General features: G+C 68.1%; 12 protein-coding genes and 2 tRNA genes. 2 read left to right on the top strand and 12 right to left on the bottom strand.

The window, feature by feature from the left end; genetic code table 11:
* Window positions 1-103 precede the first annotated feature (103 nt).
* A tRNA-Ala gene (locus ACWDZ6_RS04515) sits at window positions 104-176 on the bottom strand.
* Between the two features lie 181 nt (window positions 177-357).
* Between ACWDZ6_RS04515 and ACWDZ6_RS04510 the strand changes: the two genes are divergently transcribed.
* Both ACWDZ6_RS04510 and ACWDZ6_RS04505 read left to right on the top strand, forming a co-directional pair.
* Window positions 358-906, top strand: a complete 549-nt coding sequence (locus tag ACWDZ6_RS04510; protein ID WP_326651161.1) for a helix-turn-helix domain-containing protein — start codon at window positions 358-360, stop codon at window positions 904-906.
* Between the two features lie 46 nt (window positions 907-952).
* Window positions 953-2,317, top strand: coding sequence for a protein kinase domain-containing protein (locus ACWDZ6_RS04505; RefSeq protein WP_451501637.1), 1,365 nt, complete (start codon window positions 953-955; stop codon window positions 2,315-2,317).
* A gap of 15 nt (window positions 2,318-2,332) precedes the next feature.
* Here ACWDZ6_RS04505 and ACWDZ6_RS04500 read toward each other — a convergent pair whose 3' ends face one another.
* The 11 genes from ACWDZ6_RS04500 to dnaN all read right to left on the bottom strand — a co-directional run bounded on the left by ACWDZ6_RS04500 (window position 2,333) and on the right by dnaN (window position 16,961).
* Complete coding sequence (locus ACWDZ6_RS04500) at window positions 2,333-3,781, bottom strand: hypothetical protein (protein WP_451501636.1); 1,449 nt, start codon at window positions 3,779-3,781, stop codon at window positions 2,333-2,335.
* On the bottom strand, window positions 3,778-5,775 hold the full coding sequence (locus ACWDZ6_RS04495) for a vWA domain-containing protein (protein WP_451501635.1): 1,998 nt from the start codon (window positions 5,773-5,775) through the stop codon (window positions 3,778-3,780). Before ACWDZ6_RS04495 ends, ACWDZ6_RS04500 begins: the two co-directional genes overlap by 4 nt.
* Window positions 5,776-5,949: 174 nt before the next feature.
* Window positions 5,950-6,084: a DLW-39 family protein gene (locus ACWDZ6_RS04490; RefSeq protein WP_003958712.1), complete on the bottom strand. Its 135-nt coding sequence runs from the start codon at window positions 6,082-6,084 to the stop codon at window positions 5,950-5,952.
* 694 nt (window positions 6,085-6,778) lie between these two features.
* Window positions 6,779-6,855: transfer RNA gene (locus tag ACWDZ6_RS04485), tRNA-Ile, on the bottom strand.
* Between the two features lie 59 nt (window positions 6,856-6,914).
* A complete protein-coding gene (locus tag ACWDZ6_RS04480; RefSeq protein ID WP_451501909.1) occupies window positions 6,915-7,463 on the bottom strand; it encodes a DUF3566 domain-containing protein in 549 nt (182 codons plus the stop codon).
* A gap of 87 nt (window positions 7,464-7,550) precedes the next feature.
* Entirely contained in the window at window positions 7,551-10,142 is a 2,592-nt protein-coding gene (gene gyrA, locus ACWDZ6_RS04475) for a DNA gyrase subunit A (RefSeq protein ID WP_451501634.1), read from the bottom strand.
* Window positions 10,143-10,183: 41 nt separating this feature from the next.
* Entirely contained in the window at window positions 10,184-12,250 is a 2,067-nt protein-coding gene (gene gyrB, locus ACWDZ6_RS04470) for a DNA topoisomerase (ATP-hydrolyzing) subunit B (RefSeq protein ID WP_451501633.1), read from the bottom strand.
* 855 nt (window positions 12,251-13,105) lie between these two features.
* Window positions 13,106-13,660, bottom strand: a complete 555-nt coding sequence (locus tag ACWDZ6_RS04465; protein ID WP_451501632.1) for a DUF721 domain-containing protein — start codon at window positions 13,658-13,660, stop codon at window positions 13,106-13,108.
* The gene (gene recF, locus ACWDZ6_RS04460; RefSeq protein WP_451501631.1) at window positions 13,657-14,787 is read right to left on the bottom strand and encodes a DNA replication/repair protein RecF; all 1,131 of its coding nucleotides are present in this window, start codon (window positions 14,785-14,787) and stop codon (window positions 13,657-13,659) included. The genes ACWDZ6_RS04465 and recF overlap by 4 nt, the downstream gene beginning before the upstream one ends.
* Window positions 14,788-14,817: 30 nt before the next feature.
* Entirely contained in the window at window positions 14,818-15,693 is an 876-nt protein-coding gene (gene gnd / locus ACWDZ6_RS04455; RefSeq protein ID WP_326651151.1) for a phosphogluconate dehydrogenase (NAD(+)-dependent, decarboxylating), read from the bottom strand.
* Between the two features lie 137 nt (window positions 15,694-15,830).
* Window positions 15,831-16,961: a DNA polymerase III subunit beta gene (gene dnaN, locus ACWDZ6_RS04450; RefSeq protein ID WP_366731420.1), complete on the bottom strand. Its 1,131-nt coding sequence runs from the start codon at window positions 16,959-16,961 to the stop codon at window positions 15,831-15,833.
* Window positions 16,962-17,587 lie beyond the last annotated feature (626 nt).

The raw sequence follows: 17,587 nt of genomic DNA, 5'->3' as shown, positions 1-17,587 counted from the left end.
CCGGACGGTCCAGTGATGGCCTGATCCGCCGCGTGAGCCGGCCGCAAGCCAGCAAAAAGGCGCTCCGACCTGTCCTGGACAGGTCGGAGCGCCTTCGGTGCTGTGGAGCCTAGGGGAGTCGAACCCCTGACATCTGCCATGCAAAGACAGCGCTCTACCAACTGAGCTAAGGCCCCGGAAGGGTTGGGTAGGACCGAGCAGATACCTGCCTCGGCCACCGCCGCAGACCAGAGTACCGGGTCACCCCCCGGATCCTGCAAAAGGATTGGGACTCCCGGTGGGCGACCACTCTCCGTAAGATGCTCGACGTGGTTCGCAGCAGCGAAGCCCGCTTTGGGGAAGCGATGGGGAGACGCAATGGACGCAGCTCAGCAGGAAACGACCGCCAGAGCCAGAGAGCTGCAGCGCAGCTGGTACGGAGAGCCGCTGGGGGCGCTCTTCCGCCGGCTCATCGATGATCTCGGTCTGAACCAGGCCCGGCTCGCGTCGGTACTCGGGTTGTCGGCTCCCATGCTCTCCCAGCTGATGAGCGGCCAGCGCGCCAAGATCGGTAACCCCGCGGTGGTCCAACGGGTCCAGGCGCTGCAGGATTTGGCGAGTCAGGTCGCCGACGGCAGTGTCAGCGCCGCCGAGGCCACCGACCGGATGGAAGAGGTCAAGAAGTCCCAGGGCGGCTCCGTTCTGACCGGCACCAGCCAGAGCACCAGCAGCTCGGGTGCGCCGACGGTGCGCCGTGTCGTACGCGAGATCCAGTCGCTGCTGCGGTCGGTGGCGGCCGCGGGCGACATCATCGATGCGGCGGACTCCCTCGCACCGAGCCACCCCGAGCTGGCAGAGTTCCTCCGGGTGTACGGCGCGGGGCGCACCGCCGACGCGGTCGCCCACTACGAGTCGCACCAGAGCTGACCGAGGCAGACGGCCTCACTAGGGAACGGGGAGCGGGCGCAGCGCGATGGGTGAGGTTTTCGCTGGTCGGTACGAACTGATCGACCCGATCGGACGCGGTGGTGTCGGCGCGGTCTGGCGTGCCTGGGACCACCGGCGGCGTCGCTATGTGGCAGCCAAGGTCCTCCAGCAGAGCGATGCGCACACGCTGCTGCGCTTCGTCCGCGAGCAGGCCCTGCGGATCGATCATCCTCATGTACTCGCCCCGGCCAGCTGGGCCGCGGACGACGACAAGGTGCTGTTCACCATGGATCTGGTGAGCGGTGGGTCGCTGGCGCACGTCATCGGCGACTACGGTCCACTGCCGCCCCGCTTTGTCTGCACCCTGCTCGATCAGCTGCTGTCCGGACTGGCCGCGGTGCACGCGGAGGGGGTCGTGCACCGCGACATCAAGCCGGCCAACATCCTGCTCGAGGCCACTGGAGCCGGGCGGCCGCATCTGCGGCTGTCCGACTTCGGGATCTCCATGCGCAAGGGCGAACCGCGGCTGACCGAGACCAACTATGTGGTGGGCACGCCCGGTTACTTCGCGCCCGAGCAGATGCTCGGCGCGGAGCCGGACTTCACGGCGGATCTCTTCGCGGTCGGTCTGGTCGCGCTCTATCTCCTCCAGGGCCAGAAGCCCGACTCCAGGGCTCTTGTCGAGCACTTCGCCAACCACGGCACTCCGGGCGCACCCCAAGGCATCCCGGAACCGCTGTGGCAGGTGCTGGCCGGTCTGTTGCAGCCCGATCCGCAGGTGAGGTTCCGTACCGCCACGGGGGCGCGCAAGGCGCTCACGGCTGCCGTCGAGCTGCTTCCGGACACAGGTGCCGATGACGAGCCGGTCGAGGTCTTCGACCAGATCGGCCCGCTTCCCGCCGGATTCGGCCCCACCGGTCCTGTCGCTGCCCCCCAGGCAGCTCAGCGGCCCCAGGCCCCCGTGCAACAGTCTGTCCAGGCTCCCGCGCAGCAGCCGCTTCCGCCGTCGGAGACGGGCAGCTTCCATCTGGCGCCGCCACCTCAGCAGCCGCCCGCACAACTCCCGTACACGGCGCAGCCGTCCACTCCTCCCCCCATGCCTGCGGCCACGGAACCAACACCGACCCCCACCCCCGTACCGGTGCACAGCGCCTCCCCTCTTTACGCCCCCGCGCCCGAACAGCCCGCGCAGTCCCCGACCGGTCAGACCGCCCCCACTGCCCCGGTGCAGTACGAACAAGCTCTTACTCGTGCTTACACCGCTCAGAGCCCGCAGGTTCCGCTCCCACACGTGCCGGTTCCGCAGACGGCCCACAAGCGGCCGGGACCGCCCCCGAAGGTTGCGGTCCCGGTGCTGATCATTGCGCTGCTCTGTTTCGCGGTCGGCATCTGGGCGCTGACCCAGGCCTGAGCCGCCAGGCCCGAACTACCAGGCGGGGGGCGAGCCGTACTGCCCCGGCGCCTGGCCGGACGCCTGGCCCTGGCCCTGACCTTGCCCCGGCGTCTGCCCCTGCGTCGGCGTCTGCCCGTGCGTCGGCACCTGCCCGGGCACCTGCCCATGAGCCGGGAACTGAGCGGGCGCAGTCGGCACCGCAGCCGGCCGCCGCCGCGCGAGCAGCATCCACGCCCCGAGCCCCAGCACCAGCACGGCCCCCGCGCCGATCCCGGCAGCGGCGACCAGCTTCATCGTGTCGCTCTTCGCCGCCTCAGGAGCGCTCTTCCCGCTGTCCGCGGCCTCTTCGTCCTCCTGGGTGACCTGGAAGTCCCCGGCCGGCCCCGCGTACGCCGGAGCACCCGTCGCCGCGCCCTCGACGTTCACCCGAAGAGTCAGCGGAATCGCCTTCTTGCCGTACTCCTGGGCGATTTCCGGGTTGAGAGTGACCGACAGGTAGTACCAGCCGGCGAAGCGCATGGCGCTGGTGGAACTGTCGGAGTCGTACCGGTTCTCGTATGCCACCGGAGGCAGCGGGTCGAGCGCGACCGACTTCTGCTTGCCGTCGTAGTAGACGTTCCCGTTGTTCTGCACGTACCCGCGGGCGGGGTTGTGCAAGGCCAGCACGAGCGCCTGACTGACGCTCTGGGCACTGTCGGGCGCCGTGCTGGTACCGAGGTCGGCGCTGGCGAAGATCTGCTGCCCCCAGTCCACCGGCACCCGGTAGAAGAGCGTCTGGCCCGGGGTGATCTCGTCCTGCCACTCGCCCTCCTTCAGGCTAGTGGCGTCGGAAAAACTCGTTCCGCCCGTGCGCTTCTTCGGGCCGCCCGCGGGAGCCGCCGGAGATGCGGAGGGCCAGTTCTCGGCCGGTGCGGTAGGAGCGGCCTCCTTGAGCCCGGGCTCGGAGGCGAAACGCATCTCGACGTCCCATGCCTCGGGCGTGGAGGTCACATCGCTGGTCCGCTCCAGGAGAACGTAGTACGTGCCGGCCTCCTGGCAGTTGCTGCTCTCCTTGTCGATCGTCCGGTACGCGTAGGCGGCGACCGGCCGGGCGTACTCGGCGGAGCCGAACTGGGCGTACTTGTCACTGCACTTGACGCCCGAGCGGTCCTCGATGCTCACCGTGAGCTTGTCCGAGTACGCAACCTTCGTGGCCAGCTTCGGGACGGCCGTCGCAGAGATGTACGCGTTGGTCCTGTCGTCCAGATCGACGCGGTAGTAACGCTTCTCGCCGCGTCTGATCGAGTCCTTGTAGGTCGATCCGGCCTTGAGGGGCGGCCCGGCGGTGTTGGACGCCGTGCCCTGGACGGGCTTCGCCGCGCTGTCGAAGGAGTACGGATTGGGTTCGCCGGCCGCCCATGACGGCCCGGACAGCGCCGCCACCGCGCACATCGCCGCCATGCAGGCCAGCGTCACCCGGCCTCTGCCGCGCTGCCTCTTCACGCGCTTCTCCTTGTTGTGTCGGTACCCGTGTCCGTGGCCGTGTGTGTGACCGCATCGGCGCCCGTACTCATGGCTGACCTGCGCCGCACCAGTACGAGTACGAGGATCGCGACCAGGATGACCGCGCCGCCTGCGGCCGTCGCGGCCTCAGTGCCGGTCCATCCTGCCCCGGCGGCCGCTTCGCTGTCTTCGCGGGCGGCCGAATCACCCTGCTTGTCCGCCTTCTTCGCCAGGGCGGGAGCGTCGTGCTGCGGCCCTGCCAGTTCGTCGCCCAGCACCGCCACCCTTACCACCACACCGATGTGGGGGTTCTCGGCGATTTCGGCCGCCTTCGCACCCAGCGTGACGGCGATGTAGAAACCGCCTCTGGTGTGCACCGGGACGACGTTGGGGCTGGACTCGTGGCGGTTGGTCCAGGCAACCGGCACAGTGCCCATCTCCAGCGCCATGGGCCGGCCGTTGTAGATGCTCTGCGGGCTGAACTCCCCGGTGCCGCCGCCGACCGGCGCCCGGTCCGGCGTGAAGACCTGCGTGGCTCCGTAGGACCAGACGGAGGAAGAGCCTTCCACGCTCGGCTCGTTGGCGAACTCCACGTCGTACCGGAGCTGCTGCCCCCAGCCGACCGGGACCTTGTACCAGAGCGTCTGCGACGGCAGGATCTTGTCCCGCCACACGCCTTGCCCGAGTTCCTTGGCGTCGTTGAAGCCGGTGCCGCCCGTCACGTCCCGAGGGTCCCCGGTCGGCAGCAGGGCGTCCTTGTCGCCCTGCCCGTACTCCGGCTGCGACTGAGCGGGCGTCACATCCTTGGCCAGGGGCTTCTCGTTCCCGTACGTCAGTTCCAGCGGCCAGCGCGCGGCGTCCGAGTTCTTCTTGCTCTCCCGCTCGACGACCAGCCAGTACCGTCCGGCCCTGTCACAGCCGCCTGTGCCCTTATCGCTCGGGATCCGGGCGACTGCGGAGGTCAGCGGGGTCGCGCCCTCCTTCTGGAAGAAGCGCTCGGTGCTGCTCCCGCAGGAACTGTCGGTGCCGTACGCGATGCTGGTGCGCAGGACGTCGAAGGTGTCGACCGCCGCCCCGGGCTGAGGCACCGCCGTCGCCGAGAAGTCCGCAGTCGATCCGGCGTCCAGGTCGACCGCGTAGTAGCGCTGCTCGCCGGGTCCGATGGTGTCCAGATACTGCCCCGGTACGAGAGCGGGGGCCGCGTTCCGCTTCAGCGCGCCCTCGGCCGGCTTGCCGCGGAAGCGGTAGCCGGCCGCGGACAGCTGTGCGGAGCGCTGCAGCTGGCGGGCGAGCGCTTTGGCGTCCGGCGCGTCGTAGTAGCGGCCGTTGCCCGCCTTCGCGATGCACTCCAGCTGCTGCCGTGCCGCGCCCCGCACCTGGAAGCCGACGGCGTCTATACGCAGCCCTGCACCGTCCTTGGAGAGCTGCTCGGCAACCTCGCAGGGCTGGGGGGAGCCGCAGTTGTCCTCGCCGTCGGAGATCAGCAGGATCGTGCGTGTCCCGATCGCGCCGTCCGCGGACTTCGGCAGGTCCTGGGCGGCCTTCCGCAGTGACAGCCCGATGGGAGTGTCGCCCTTGGGTCGTACGGCGCCCACAGCCTGCTTCATGGCCGCCCGGTCCAGTGGCCGCACGGGCCGGGCCAGTCGGGTGTCGGTGCAGCCCTTGGGCCGATCGGCGCCGTAGACCCGCAGGCCGGTGGGAAAGCCGTCCGGAAGGGCGTCCACGACGGTTCCGACGGCCGTGCGGGCGGATTCCATCCGGGTCCGGCCCGTGCCGTCGTCGTCGGCCATGGAGCCGGAGGAGTCGAGCACCATCACGAGGCCGCTCTTTCCGTCCGGCGTCTCTGCCTGCTGCCCTGCCTGCCGAGGCTGCGCTGCCCGCCCCGCCTCTGCCTGCCCCGCCGCGCTCGCCGCGGACAGCGGCCCGACCGCCAGGACGAGCAGTGCCACGCTGATCGTTGCCACCGTCGCCCGGCAGCCCAGTCGTGCCTTCACCCGTGTCCCCCTCCGAAACCCCAAAGTTTGCTCTTGCAACCTAGTGATTTGCGTAGGTGAACTCAAGAGGGGCGTTGTCACGGTCCCGCAACAGCACCGGCCACCCTGGCCCGGGCAACACGAAGCCCCGGCCGCTTCTGCGACCGGGGCTCAGTGATCCAAGACTGCTGCGTCTCACACACCCGAACCTGCGGGCACGGAGTCGGTCGCCTCCGTCCACAGATCCTGCTCGGCGCGATCCGCCTGGATCTGGCGGTACACGAGGAGCCCGCCGATGGCGGCCAGTGCGACCAGGAGAAGCTTCTTCACCGCGCGACCTCGTCTTTCCTTGACGTATGAGGACTTCTGGCGCCCGACTATACACACCGACCGATACCGATCGGTGACCTGCGTGCGCCCCAACTACGGCTTCGGAGAAAGCGATCGGCCCGGACGGAGAATCTCCGTCCGGGCCGAAACACAACTGGGGGACCAACGGGGTTTGAACCTGTGGCCTCATCCTTGTCAGGTCGGTCTCACCCCTGCTACGCCAAGGGATGCAGCCGTTTCACCTGGGCAGGTGGCCGCTTGGGTTCGGCCGTAACCGTCGCCGTTCGTGCCTGTTGTTGTCAGGCGCTGATGTTGGGAAAACACCGGGCCTGACACGGTGCGTGCGCCCGACGAGCACCGTGGGGGACGGCATCTCGGGGGATGCCGAAGTCGATCCGGGCCCGCTCGTGGTAGTCGTTCATCAGGACCACGACAGGTACAGCGCGATGGCGACGGCCTGGTGCCGACAGACCTCACGACCGAGTCGTATCAGGCCGTGCTGACCCTGCTCAAGTTGTGTGCCGGCGCGCTGGAGGAACGGCGTTCCTGCTGGAGCTCGAGCGGAAGATGGCGGGCGAGCGATCGGCGTGAGGCTGTGGCTCTGCTCACCGACCATCGGAAGATCCGCTCATCGGCTGATGTCGGCTACTGATGCAAAAGACCCCCAGGCTTGATCACCTGGGGGTCTTTCGGCTGGTGGGGCTAACAGGATTTGAACCTGTGGCCTCATCCTTATCAGGGATGCGCTCTAACCAACTGAGCTATAGCCCCGCCGCGCTCTGCGCTGACCTCTGAAGATTAGCGCACGTGCCTGGCAGCGCCAAAATCGGTTACTCGTCCTCCGCCAGCGTGAGCTCGACACCGCCGACGAAACCAGCGGACAGGTTGTAGATGAACGCCCCGAGCGTCGCCAGCGCTGTGGCCAGCACCACATCGATCACCGCGATGACCGAGGTGAAGACCAGCACCCGCGGCAGCGACAGGAACGACTGAAGATCGAAACCATTGCTCTCGTTCGAGCCGGTGGCCTCGCTGATCGTCCCGCCGACCGTGGAGAAGACGCCCATAGCGTCCATGACCATCCACAGCACCGCGGCCGCGATCACGGTGCAGATGCCCAGCGCGATGGAGAGCAGGAAACTGACCTTCATCACCGACCACGGGTCGGCCTTGGCCACCCGCAGCCGCGCCTTGCGGGTGCGCGGCGTCGTACGCGCCCCGGTCCGCGGCCGCCGCACAGCGGTGCCCGCCTGCTGTCCGCCCTGCGCCTGGTCCATGCCCGGCGGCGAGGGATACGCCTGGGGCGGGTGGTACGGCTGCGCCGGCTGCTCGCCGCCGTATGTCTCGTACGGGGGCTGGGGCCCCCGGGCGCCCGCCACCGTAACCCCCTGGGAATCCGCGGCAGGGCCACGGGCACCGCTCGCTCCGGAAGCGGCCGATCCGGCGCCCGTGGCTCCACTCACGCTTTACTCCTCGTGCTCCCCGGCCGAGGGCTCAGTGCCCTCGACTGCCGCCTCGGCCGTCTCAACGTCGGCCTCTACGGTCCCTTCGACCTCTACGGCCTCACGACCGGCCTCGGCGTTACGAGCGATACCGACCACGGCATCGCGCTTGCCCAGGTTGATCAGTTGGACGCCCATGGTGTCACGGCCCGTCTCCCTGACTTCATTGACTCGCGTACGAATCACACCGCCGCCGAGCGTGATGGCGAGGATCTCATCAGTCTCCTCGACCACCAGCGCACCCACGAGCGAACCGCGGTCCTCCACGATCTTGGCGGCCTTGATACCGAGGCCGCCACGACCCTGGACGCGATAGTCGTCGACAGCGGTCCGCTTCGCGTACCCGCCGTCGGTGGCAGTGAACACGAACGTACCCGGCCGGACAACATTCATCGAGAGGAGCTCGTCTCCCTCACGGAAACTCATCCCCTTCACACCCGATGTCGCCCGCCCCATCGGACGCAGCGCATCGTCCGTTGCGGTGAACCGGATCGACTGCGCCTTCCTGCTGATGAGCAGCAGATCGTCCTCCGCCGACACCAGCTCCGCGCCGATCAGCTCGTCGTCGCTGCCGTCCTCCGTCTCCCGGAGGTTGATCGCGATGACACCGCCCGATCGGGGCGAGTCGTAGTCCTTGAGCGGCGTCTTCTTCACCAGACCGCCCTTGGTGGCGAGCACCAGATAGGGCGCGGCGTCGTAGTCGCGGATCGCCAGGATCTCGGCGATCTGCTCGTCCGGCTGGAAGGCCAGCAGGTTGGCGACATGCTGGCCGCGCGCGTCCCGGCCTGCGTCGGGAAGCTCGTACGCCTTGGCGCGGTAGACGCGGCCCTTGTTGGTGAAGAACAGCAGCCAGTGGTGCGTCGTCGAGACGAAGAAGTGGTCGACGATGTCGTCTTCCTTCAGCTTCGTACCGCGTACGCCCTTGCCGCCGCGCTTCTGCGAGCGGTAGTCGTCCGTCTTCGTACGCTTCACATAGCCACCACGCGAGATGGTGACGACGATGTCCTCCTCGGCGATCAGGTCCTCGATGGACATGTCACCGTCGAAGGGCACCAGCTTGGAACGCCGGTCGTCGCCGAACTTCTCGACGATGACGTTCAGTTCCTCGCTGACGATCTGACGCTGCTTCTCGGGCGAGGCCAGGATCGCGTTGTACTCATTGATCTTGGCCTGCAGGTCGTCGTGCTCGGCGACGATCTTCTGCCGCTCCAGGGCTGCCAGTCGGCGCAGCTGCATCTCGAGGATGGCGTTGGCCTGGATCTCGTCGATCGAGAGCAGACCCATCAGGCCCTCGCGCGCGATCTCGACCGTGTCACTGCGCCGGATCAGCGCGATGACCTCGTCGATCGCGTCCAGCGCCTTGAGCAGACCGCGCAGGATGTGCGCCCGCTCCTCCGCCTTGCGCAGACGGAACTTCGTGCGCCGGACGATGACCTCGATCTGGTGGTGCACCCAGTGGCGGATGAAGGCGTCCAGCGACAGCGTGCGCGGCACGCCGTCGACCAGCGCCAGCATGTTCGCGCCGAAGTTCGTCTGGAGATCGGTGTGCTTGTAGAGGTTGTTCAGCACGACCTTGGCGACGGCGTCCCGCTTGAGCACGATGACCAGGCGCTGGCCGGTACGGGACGAGGTCTCGTCCCGTACATCCGCGATGCCGCCGATCTTGGCGTCCTTCACCAGGTCGGCGATCTTCTGCGCGAGATTGTCCGGGTTGGTCTGGTACGGAAGCTCCGTGACCACCAGGCACTGGCGGTTCTGGATCTCCTCGACCTCGACGACCGCGCGCATCGTGATGGAGCCACGACCGGTGCGGTACGCCTCCTCGATGCCCTTGCGGCCCACGACCAGGGCACCGGACGGGAAGTCAGGACCCTTGATCCGCTCGATGAGCGCGTCGAGCAACTCCTCGTGCGTAGCCTCCGGGTGCTCCAGCGCCCACTGCGCGCCGGCCGCGACCTCGCGCAGATTGTGCGGCGGGATGTTGGTCGCCATACCGACCGCGATGCCGGCCGAGCCGTTGACCAGGAGGTTCGGGAAGCGCGCCGGCAGGACCGTAGGCTCCTGGTTGCGGCCGTCGTAGTTGTCCTGGAAGTCGACGGTCTCCTCGTCGATGTCCCGGAGCATCTCCATCGACTGCGGCATCAGCTTGCACTCGGTGTACCGCATGGCTGCGGCCGGGTCGTTGCCCGGGGAACCGAAGTTGCCGTTGGAGTCCACCAGCGGCATGCGCATCGACCACGGCTGGGCCAGCCGGACCAGGGCGTCGTAGATCGAGGAGTCGCCGTGCGGGTGGTACGTACCCATGACGTCGCCGACGACACGGGCGCACTTGTAGAAGCCCTTCTCGGGCCGGTAGCCGCCGTCGTACATCGCGTAGAGCACACGGCGGTGGACGGGCTTGAGACCGTCCCGTACGTCGGGCAGCGCACGCGAGACGATGACGGACATCGCGTAGTCGAGATACGAGCGCTGCATCTCCGTCTCGAGCCCGACGGGCTCGATCCGCAGTACCTGCTCTTCTTCTTCAGTGATGGCGGGAGTGTTCTCGTCGGCCATTGCTGGTCAAGATCCTTTCGAAGCGGTCAGCTGAGACCGACTCAGATGTCGAGGAAGCGGACGTCCTTGGCGTTGCGCTGGATGAACGAGCGCCTCGCCTCGACGTCCTCGCCCATCAGCACGGAGAACAGGTCGTCGGCCTGTGCCGCGTCGTCCAGCGTGACCTGGCCGAGCACACGGTGGTCCACGTCCATCGTGGTGATACGCAGCTCCTCGGCGTTCATCTCGCCGAGACCCTTGAAGCGCTGGATCGAGTCTTCCTTGATCCGCTTGCCGTTCTGCTTGCCGAGCTCGACGAGCGCGTCGCGCTCACGGTCCGAGTACGCGTACTCGAAGTCGTCCCGACCCCACTTGATCTTGTAGAGCGGCGGGCGCGAGAGATAGACGTGCCCGGCCTCGACCAGCGGCCGCATGAAGCGGAACAGGAAGGTCAGCAGCAGGGTGTTGATGTGCTGGCCGTCGACGTCGGCGTCCGCCATCAGAATGATCTTGTGATAGCGGAGCTTCTCGATGTCGAAGTCCTCGTGGACTCCGGTGCCGAAGGCCGAGATCAGCGCCTGGACCTCGGTGTTCTGCAGGATCTTGTCGATCCGTGCCTTCTCGACGTTCAGGATCTTGCCTCGGATGGGCAGGATCGCCTGGTACATCGGGTTGCGGCCGGACTTCGCCGAACCACCGGCGGAGTCACCCTCGACGATGAAGATCTCGCACTTCGTCGGGTCGTTCGACTGGCAGTCGCTCAGCTTGCCCGGCAGCGACGCCGACTCCAGCAGGCCCTTGCGGCGGGTCAGGTCACGCGCCTTGCGGGCCGCGACACGCGCCGTCTGCGCCTGGATGGCCTTGCGGATGATGTCCGCGGCCTCGTTGGGGTTGCGGTCGAACCAGTCGGTGAGGTGCTCGTGCACGACCTTCTGGACGAAGGTCTTCGCCTCGGTGTTGCCCAGCTTGGTCTTGGTCTGGCCCTCGAACTGCGGCTCGCCCAGCTTGACCGAGATGATCGCGGTGAGACCCTCGCGGATGTCCTCGCCCGCCAGGTTGTCGTCCTTCTCGCGCAGGTACTTCTTCTCGCGCGCGTACCGGTTGACCAGACCTGTCATGGCCGCACGGAAGCCCTCCTCGTGCGTACCGCCCTCATGCGTGTGGATCGTGTTCGCGAAGGAGTACACACCCTCGGTGTACTGCGAGTTCCACTGCATGGCGATCTCGGCCGAGAGCAGACGCTCCTTGTCCTCGGCCTCGATGTCGATGACGGTCGGGTGGATCAGCTCGCCCTTGCGCGAGTTGAGGTACTTGACGAAGTCGACGATGCCGCCTTCGTAGTAGTACGCCACCGTGCGGGCGGGCGGCTCCTCGTCCGGCTCCTCGGGGGCGTCGGCACCAACGGTGGCCTTCGCCGACTCGCGCTCGTCCGTCAGCTTCAGGGTCAGGCCCTTGTTGAGGAAGGCCATCTCCTGGAAACGGCGGGAGAGCGTCTCGAAGGAGTAGTCGGTCGTCTCGAAGATGTCCGCATCAGACCAGAAGGTGACCGTGGTGCCGGTCTCGTCGGTGGGCTCGTTCCGCGACAGCGGCGCGGTGGGCACACCGAGCTTGTAGTCCTGCGTCCAGCGGTAGCCGTCGCGCTTGACCTCTACGGAGACCCTGGACGACAGGGCGTTGACGACCGATACACCGACACCGTGCAGTCCGCCGGAGACGGCGTAGCCGCCGCCGCCGAACTTGCCGCCCGCGTGCAGAACGGTCAGCACGACCTCGACGGCCGGCTTGCCCTCGGACGGGACGATGTCCACCGGGATACCGCGACCGTTGTCGATCACGCGTACGCCACCGTCCGCAAGGACCGTGACGTCGATGGTGTTCGCGTGCCCGGCGAGGGCCTCGTCGACGGAGTTGTCGACGACCTCGTACACAAGGTGGTGGAGTCCACGCTCACCGGTCGAGCCGATGTACATGCCGGGGCGCTTGCGGACCGCGTCCAGACCCTCGAGGACGGTGATCGCGCTGGCGTCGTACGAGGCTGTGACCTCGCCGTTGCCGCCGGCAGGAGTGGACGGAATGTTCTCGTTGGGGTTGCCGGAATCGGCCACGAAGCGCCCTTTCTGGCACAGCACAAGCCGTTCTCCGGGCAAGCGGGAGCGGCTGCGTCGTTCGACATGTTCCGCGACTAGGCGGGATTGTTCACCAGTCTACCGGTACCGCCGACCCGAATGGGGGTTTGCCGGTAGCTGAGTCCGCATGTGCCGCCCTGAACCATGTCGGTCCGACTCCCCATATCCGGGAAGGGGCTTCAGGAGGCTCACGCAGGCGTTGAGCGCTTCGGCCTGTCAACCACTCGCTACCGTGAGGGACACCTCACATGTCTCGCCCGTTTTCTCCCGCCTCGTCCTGCCCAGGGATGCGGCGGCGTTCGGCGGGGCGACGGCTGGGGGAGGGCTCCGGGGGCGAGCTCGGCGCACAGGGGGGCGCGCCGGGGCTGCTGCGGCGCGAAGCTGTCGCGACGGGCGCGGGATGGGCTCCCGGAAACCGTGCGGGGCACGGGCCTGGCGGAAAGCAGGCACGGGCGGGGTCACTGCCGCGGTTGCAGGGAAGACCACCCCCGCCATCGGGCAGGGGCGCCTGGCCGCACGCGGTACGGAGGACTGCTCACAGCACGAAGCCACCGCGAACGGCCCCGGAGCGACCACGAGACCAGTGCCGGCGAGTGGGGCACGGAGCCCCGGCACAAAGCGGTAGGGCGGGGCTGTCGCGGCGGGAAGCCGCCGCGACGGGTATGAATGGCGACCTGCGACATCCGGCGTTACCGCGGCACGAAGCCGCCGCAGCAACGCGCAGTCGCCCCACCCCCACGTCGGATCTCGGCGCGAAGCCCGCACAAAGCAGGCTCGGCGCGCAGCCCCGCGTTCTGGGGCCCGGGGGCGCAGCAGCCCCCGGTTTCGGGAAGGGGCGGGCAAGGGGAGACGGCCCCCTCAGCCGTACGTGTCGCCCGGCCCCACACTCCCCGGCGCCCTCAACGGCCCATACCGCCGCGGCGGCCCACCCGGCCCCAGCACCTTGATCAGCTTTACGGTCCCCTGCCCCAGGTCTTCGTTCAGCCGCGCCACCAGCCGCGGCGCCAGCAACCGCAGCTGCGTCGCCCACGCCGTCGAGTCGCACTGCACGGTCAGCACACGCTCGTCCTCGTCGTACTTCTGCGGCACGCAGTGGTTCGCCAGGTCCGGGCCCACGATCTGCGGCCAGCGCCCCATCACCCCGCCCACCGCGGCCGGCGTCTCCCAGCCCCGCTCGGTGATCAGTCGGTTGATCGCAGCCCCGAGCGGCAGCGGATCACGCCCGTCCGCCCGCGCGCCCGACCTCAGCCCGCCGCCCCGCCTGGCCTGCTTCTTCTGCTGAGCCGCCGCACCCTGCGCCTTCGCCTGTTCCTTCGCCGCGCGCAGCGCGACCCGCGCCAGGTCAACGCCCGACGACTCGGGCACCTTCGGCGACTCCACGGGCTCCCCGGACCCCACCGGCCTGTCGCTCATACGCGCTCCACCTCCCCGTCGGCCACCGTGAAACGCGCCCCGGCCAGCACCCCCGGCACATCGTCGTCGACCGCCGCCGTCACCAGCACCTGCTCGCCCGGAGCCACCAGTTCCGCGAGCCGCTCCCGGCGCCGCGTGTCCAGCTCCGCGAAGACGTCATCCAGGACGAGCACCGGCTCATTGCCTTCGGCCCGCAGCAGCTCGTACGAAGCCAGCCGCAGCGCCAGCGCGTAGGACCAGGACTCGCCATGACTGGCGTACCCCTTCGCCGGCAGCTGCCCCAGCTTGAGCACCAGCTCATCGCGGTGCGGACCGACCAGCGTCACACCCCGCTCGATCTCCTGCTTGCGCACCTCCGCAAGCGCGCCGATCAGCTGTGCGTACAGCTCGTCGCGACCGTGCGCACCGACCCCGCCGCCGGCAGAGGAGGAACGGTACTCCAGCGCAACCGGCCCGCCCCCCGGCGCCAGCGCCTCGTACGCCTTGTCCGCCAGCGGCTGCATCGCGGCGATCAGATCGATGCGCTGTGCCAGCAGCTCCGCCCCCACCCTCGCCAGATGCTGGTCCCACACATCCAGCGTCGACAGATCCATCCCGCGTCCGCCGTGCCGTCGCGCCATCGCTGCCGACTTCAGCAGCGTGTTGCGCTGCTTGAGCACCCGCTCATAGTCCGAACGTACCCCGGCCATCCGCGGCGACCGCGCCGTGACCAGCTCGTCGAGGAATCGTCGCCGCTCGCCGGGATCGCCCTTCACCAGCGCCAGATCCTCGGGCGCGAACAGCACCGTCCGTACTATCCCCAGCACATCACGAGGTCTGACCTGTGAAGACCTGTTGATACGGGCTCGGTTCGCCTTCCCAGGGTTGAGCTCCAGCTCGATCAGCTGGGAGCGCTCGCCCTGCGTGACGGCAGCCCGGATGACGGCGCGGTCGGCCCCCATCCGTACCAGCGGAGCGTCCGACGAGACCCGATGGCTGGCCAGCGTCGCGAGATAGCCGACCGCCTCGACGAGATTCGTCTTGCCCTGCCCGTTCGGCCCCACGAACGCGGTGACGCCCGGGTCGAGTGGGACCTCGACCCGGGCGTACGAGCGGAAGTCGGCCAGCGACAAATGCGTGACGTGCATGGATGTACGCCGACCTCCCCCGGCTCAGGGTTACTTGCTCTCCACCGCGTGGCCGCCGAACTGGTTGCGCAGCGCCGCGATCATCTTCATCTGCGGGGAGTCGTCCTGACGGGACGCGAACCGCGCGAACAGCGCCGCGGTGATCGCAGGCAGCGGCACGGCGTTGTCGATCGCGGCTTCCACAGTCCACCGGCCCTCGCCGGAGTCCTGTGCATAACCGCGCAGCTTCTCCAGGTGCTCGTCCTCGTCCAGCGCGTTGACCGCCAGGTCGAGCAGCCAGGAACGGATGACCGTGCCCGCCTGCCAGGAGCGGAATACCTCGCGTACGTCGGTGACGGAGTGGACCTTCTCCAGGAGCTCCCAGCCCTCGGCGTAGGCCTGCATCATGGCGTACTCGATGCCGTTGTGAACCATCTTGGCGAAGTGACCGGCGCCGACCTTGCCCGCGTGAACCGCGCCGAAGTCACCCTCGGGCTTGAGCGCATCGAAGATCGGCTGGACCTTCGCGACGTGCTCGGCCTCGCCGCCGTACATCAGCGCATAGCCGTTCTCCAGGCCCCAGACACCGCCGGAGACACCGCAGTCGACGAAGCCGATGCGCTTGATGCCCAGCTCGACCGCGTGCTTCTCGTCGTCCGTCCAGCGGGAGTTGCCGCCGTCCACCACCACGTCGCCAGGCTCGAGCAGATCGGCGAGCTCGTCGACGGTGGACTGGGTCGCGGCGCCGGCCGGGACCATCACCCACACGACTCGCGGGGCCTTCAGCTTGCCCACAAGCTCCTCGAGGCTGTGGACATCGGCGAGGTCCGGGTTGCGGTCGTAGCCGATGACAGTGTGGCCTGCGCGGCGGATGCGCTCGCGCATATTGCCGCCCATCTTGCCAAGGCCGACGAGACCGAGCTCCATCACAGATTCCTTAAGCGTTGTATGCCGATTCGTACCCGGCATTGAGCCTACGCCCGGCCGGTACGCACGGCCCGACGGGCCTGCTCGGGTGGAAGCAGGCCCGTCGGGGTCACACCGTCTCAGCCCGATCGGGAGGCTCAGCCGGACAGCCGGACGGGCATGATCAGGTACTTGTACGCCTCGTCGGCCTCGGCATCCACAGCCGGCTTGCCGCTCAGCAGCGCGGGCTTGGTCGAGGTGGTGAAGGACAGCTGGGCGACCGGCGAGTCGATGGCGCTCAGACCGTCGAGCAGGAAGGTCGGGTTGAAGGCGATCGAGATGTCGTCGCCGTCGAGGTTCGCGTCGACACGCTCCACAGCCTGTGCATCGTCGCTGGAACCGGCTTCGAGGATCAGCACACCCTGCTCGAAGCTGAGCCGCACCGGGGTGTTCCGCTCGGCGACGAGCGCCACACGCTTGACAGCCTCCACGAAGGGCGCGGTCTCGATGACAGCGATCGAGTTGAACTCAGTGGGGAAGAGCGTGCGGTACTTCGGCAGATCGCCTTCGAGCAGTCGGGTAGTGGTCCGTCGCCCGGCGCCCTCGAAACCGATCAGCCCTTCGCCCGCACCCGAGCCGGAGAGCGCCAGTGTGACCGTGTCACCGCTGGTCAGCGCCTTGGCGGTGTCCAGCAGCGTCTTGGCGGGCACCAGCGCCACGGCGGACGCATCCGGGTTCTCCGGCTTCCACAGGAACTCGCGGACGGCGAAGCGGTAACGGTCGGTGGACGCCAGAGTGACGTTGTCGCCCTCGATCTCGATGCGTACGCCGGTGAGGACGGGGAGCGTGTCGTCGCGACCGGCGGCGATGGCCACCTGGGCGGCGGCAGAGGCGAAGACCTCACCGGGCACGGTGCCCGTCGCGGTCGGCATCTGCGGCAGCGCCGGGTACTCCTCCACAGGCAGCGTGTGGAGTGTGAACCGCGAGGAGCCGCAGACCACGGTCGCTCGTACACCGTCTGTGGAAATCTCCACCGGGCGGTTGGGGAGAGCGCGGCAGATGTCGGCAAGCAGTCGGCCGGAGACCAGAACGGTGCCGTCCTCATCCACCTCCGCCTCCACCGAGACACGGGCCGAGACCTCGTAGTCGAAGCTCGAGAAGCTGAGGGCACCGTCCTCCGCCTTCAGAAGAAGGCCCGCGAGTACGGGCGCCGGCGGACGGGCCGGAAGGCTGCGGGCCACCCAGGCCACCGCCTCCGCGAGTACATCGCGCTCCACCCGGATCTTCACCGGAACCGCCTCCTGCTGTTGCTCGCTCGCCCTGCTGGCCTTCGTCGTCGGCTGTGTCGCCGGGGACCAGTCTGACGTACGGCACCGACAGTCGGTGCGGGTCGGGGTCAAGTCGTCGCAAGAGGTGCTGGACGCTCCGGGCCGCAGTTGTGCACAGGGCCTTCTTCGAAGCGAATTTCCCGGTAACTCTAGGTGGGAGTAGTAGTAGGGCCTGTGGAAACCGTGGATAACGTCATCTGTGCAGGTCAGACCCGTTTTTTTGTCCACCGGGCCTGTGGGTGGAGCCGGTGGACAACCCGGCTCTTCTGTGGACGCCCGAAAGTTCTGCACATCCGATGCACAGCCTGAGGGGACTTCTCCCCAGCGCTGTCCCCAGCTTTACCCAGGTTCCCCACAGCCCAACCGACCTCGTTGGTGTGACGCCTTTCACTCGACACGGTGAGACCTGCTGGTTCGTTGCCGAACAGTGGACAGGGGTGTGGAGAAGCTGTGGGCAACGCGGCATAGCCTGTGGGTCGCCGGTGGACAACATCGATCACGTCCTGTGGACGGTTTCTGTGTCCACAGCCTGTGGAACAGAGTTGGCCACAAATCCACAGCCGTCTGACCTCCGGTGATGAAGTCTC

It is taken from the genome of Streptomyces sp. NPDC002926, assembly GCF_053591755.1.
This window is presented reverse-complemented; position numbering and strand designations above follow the sequence as displayed.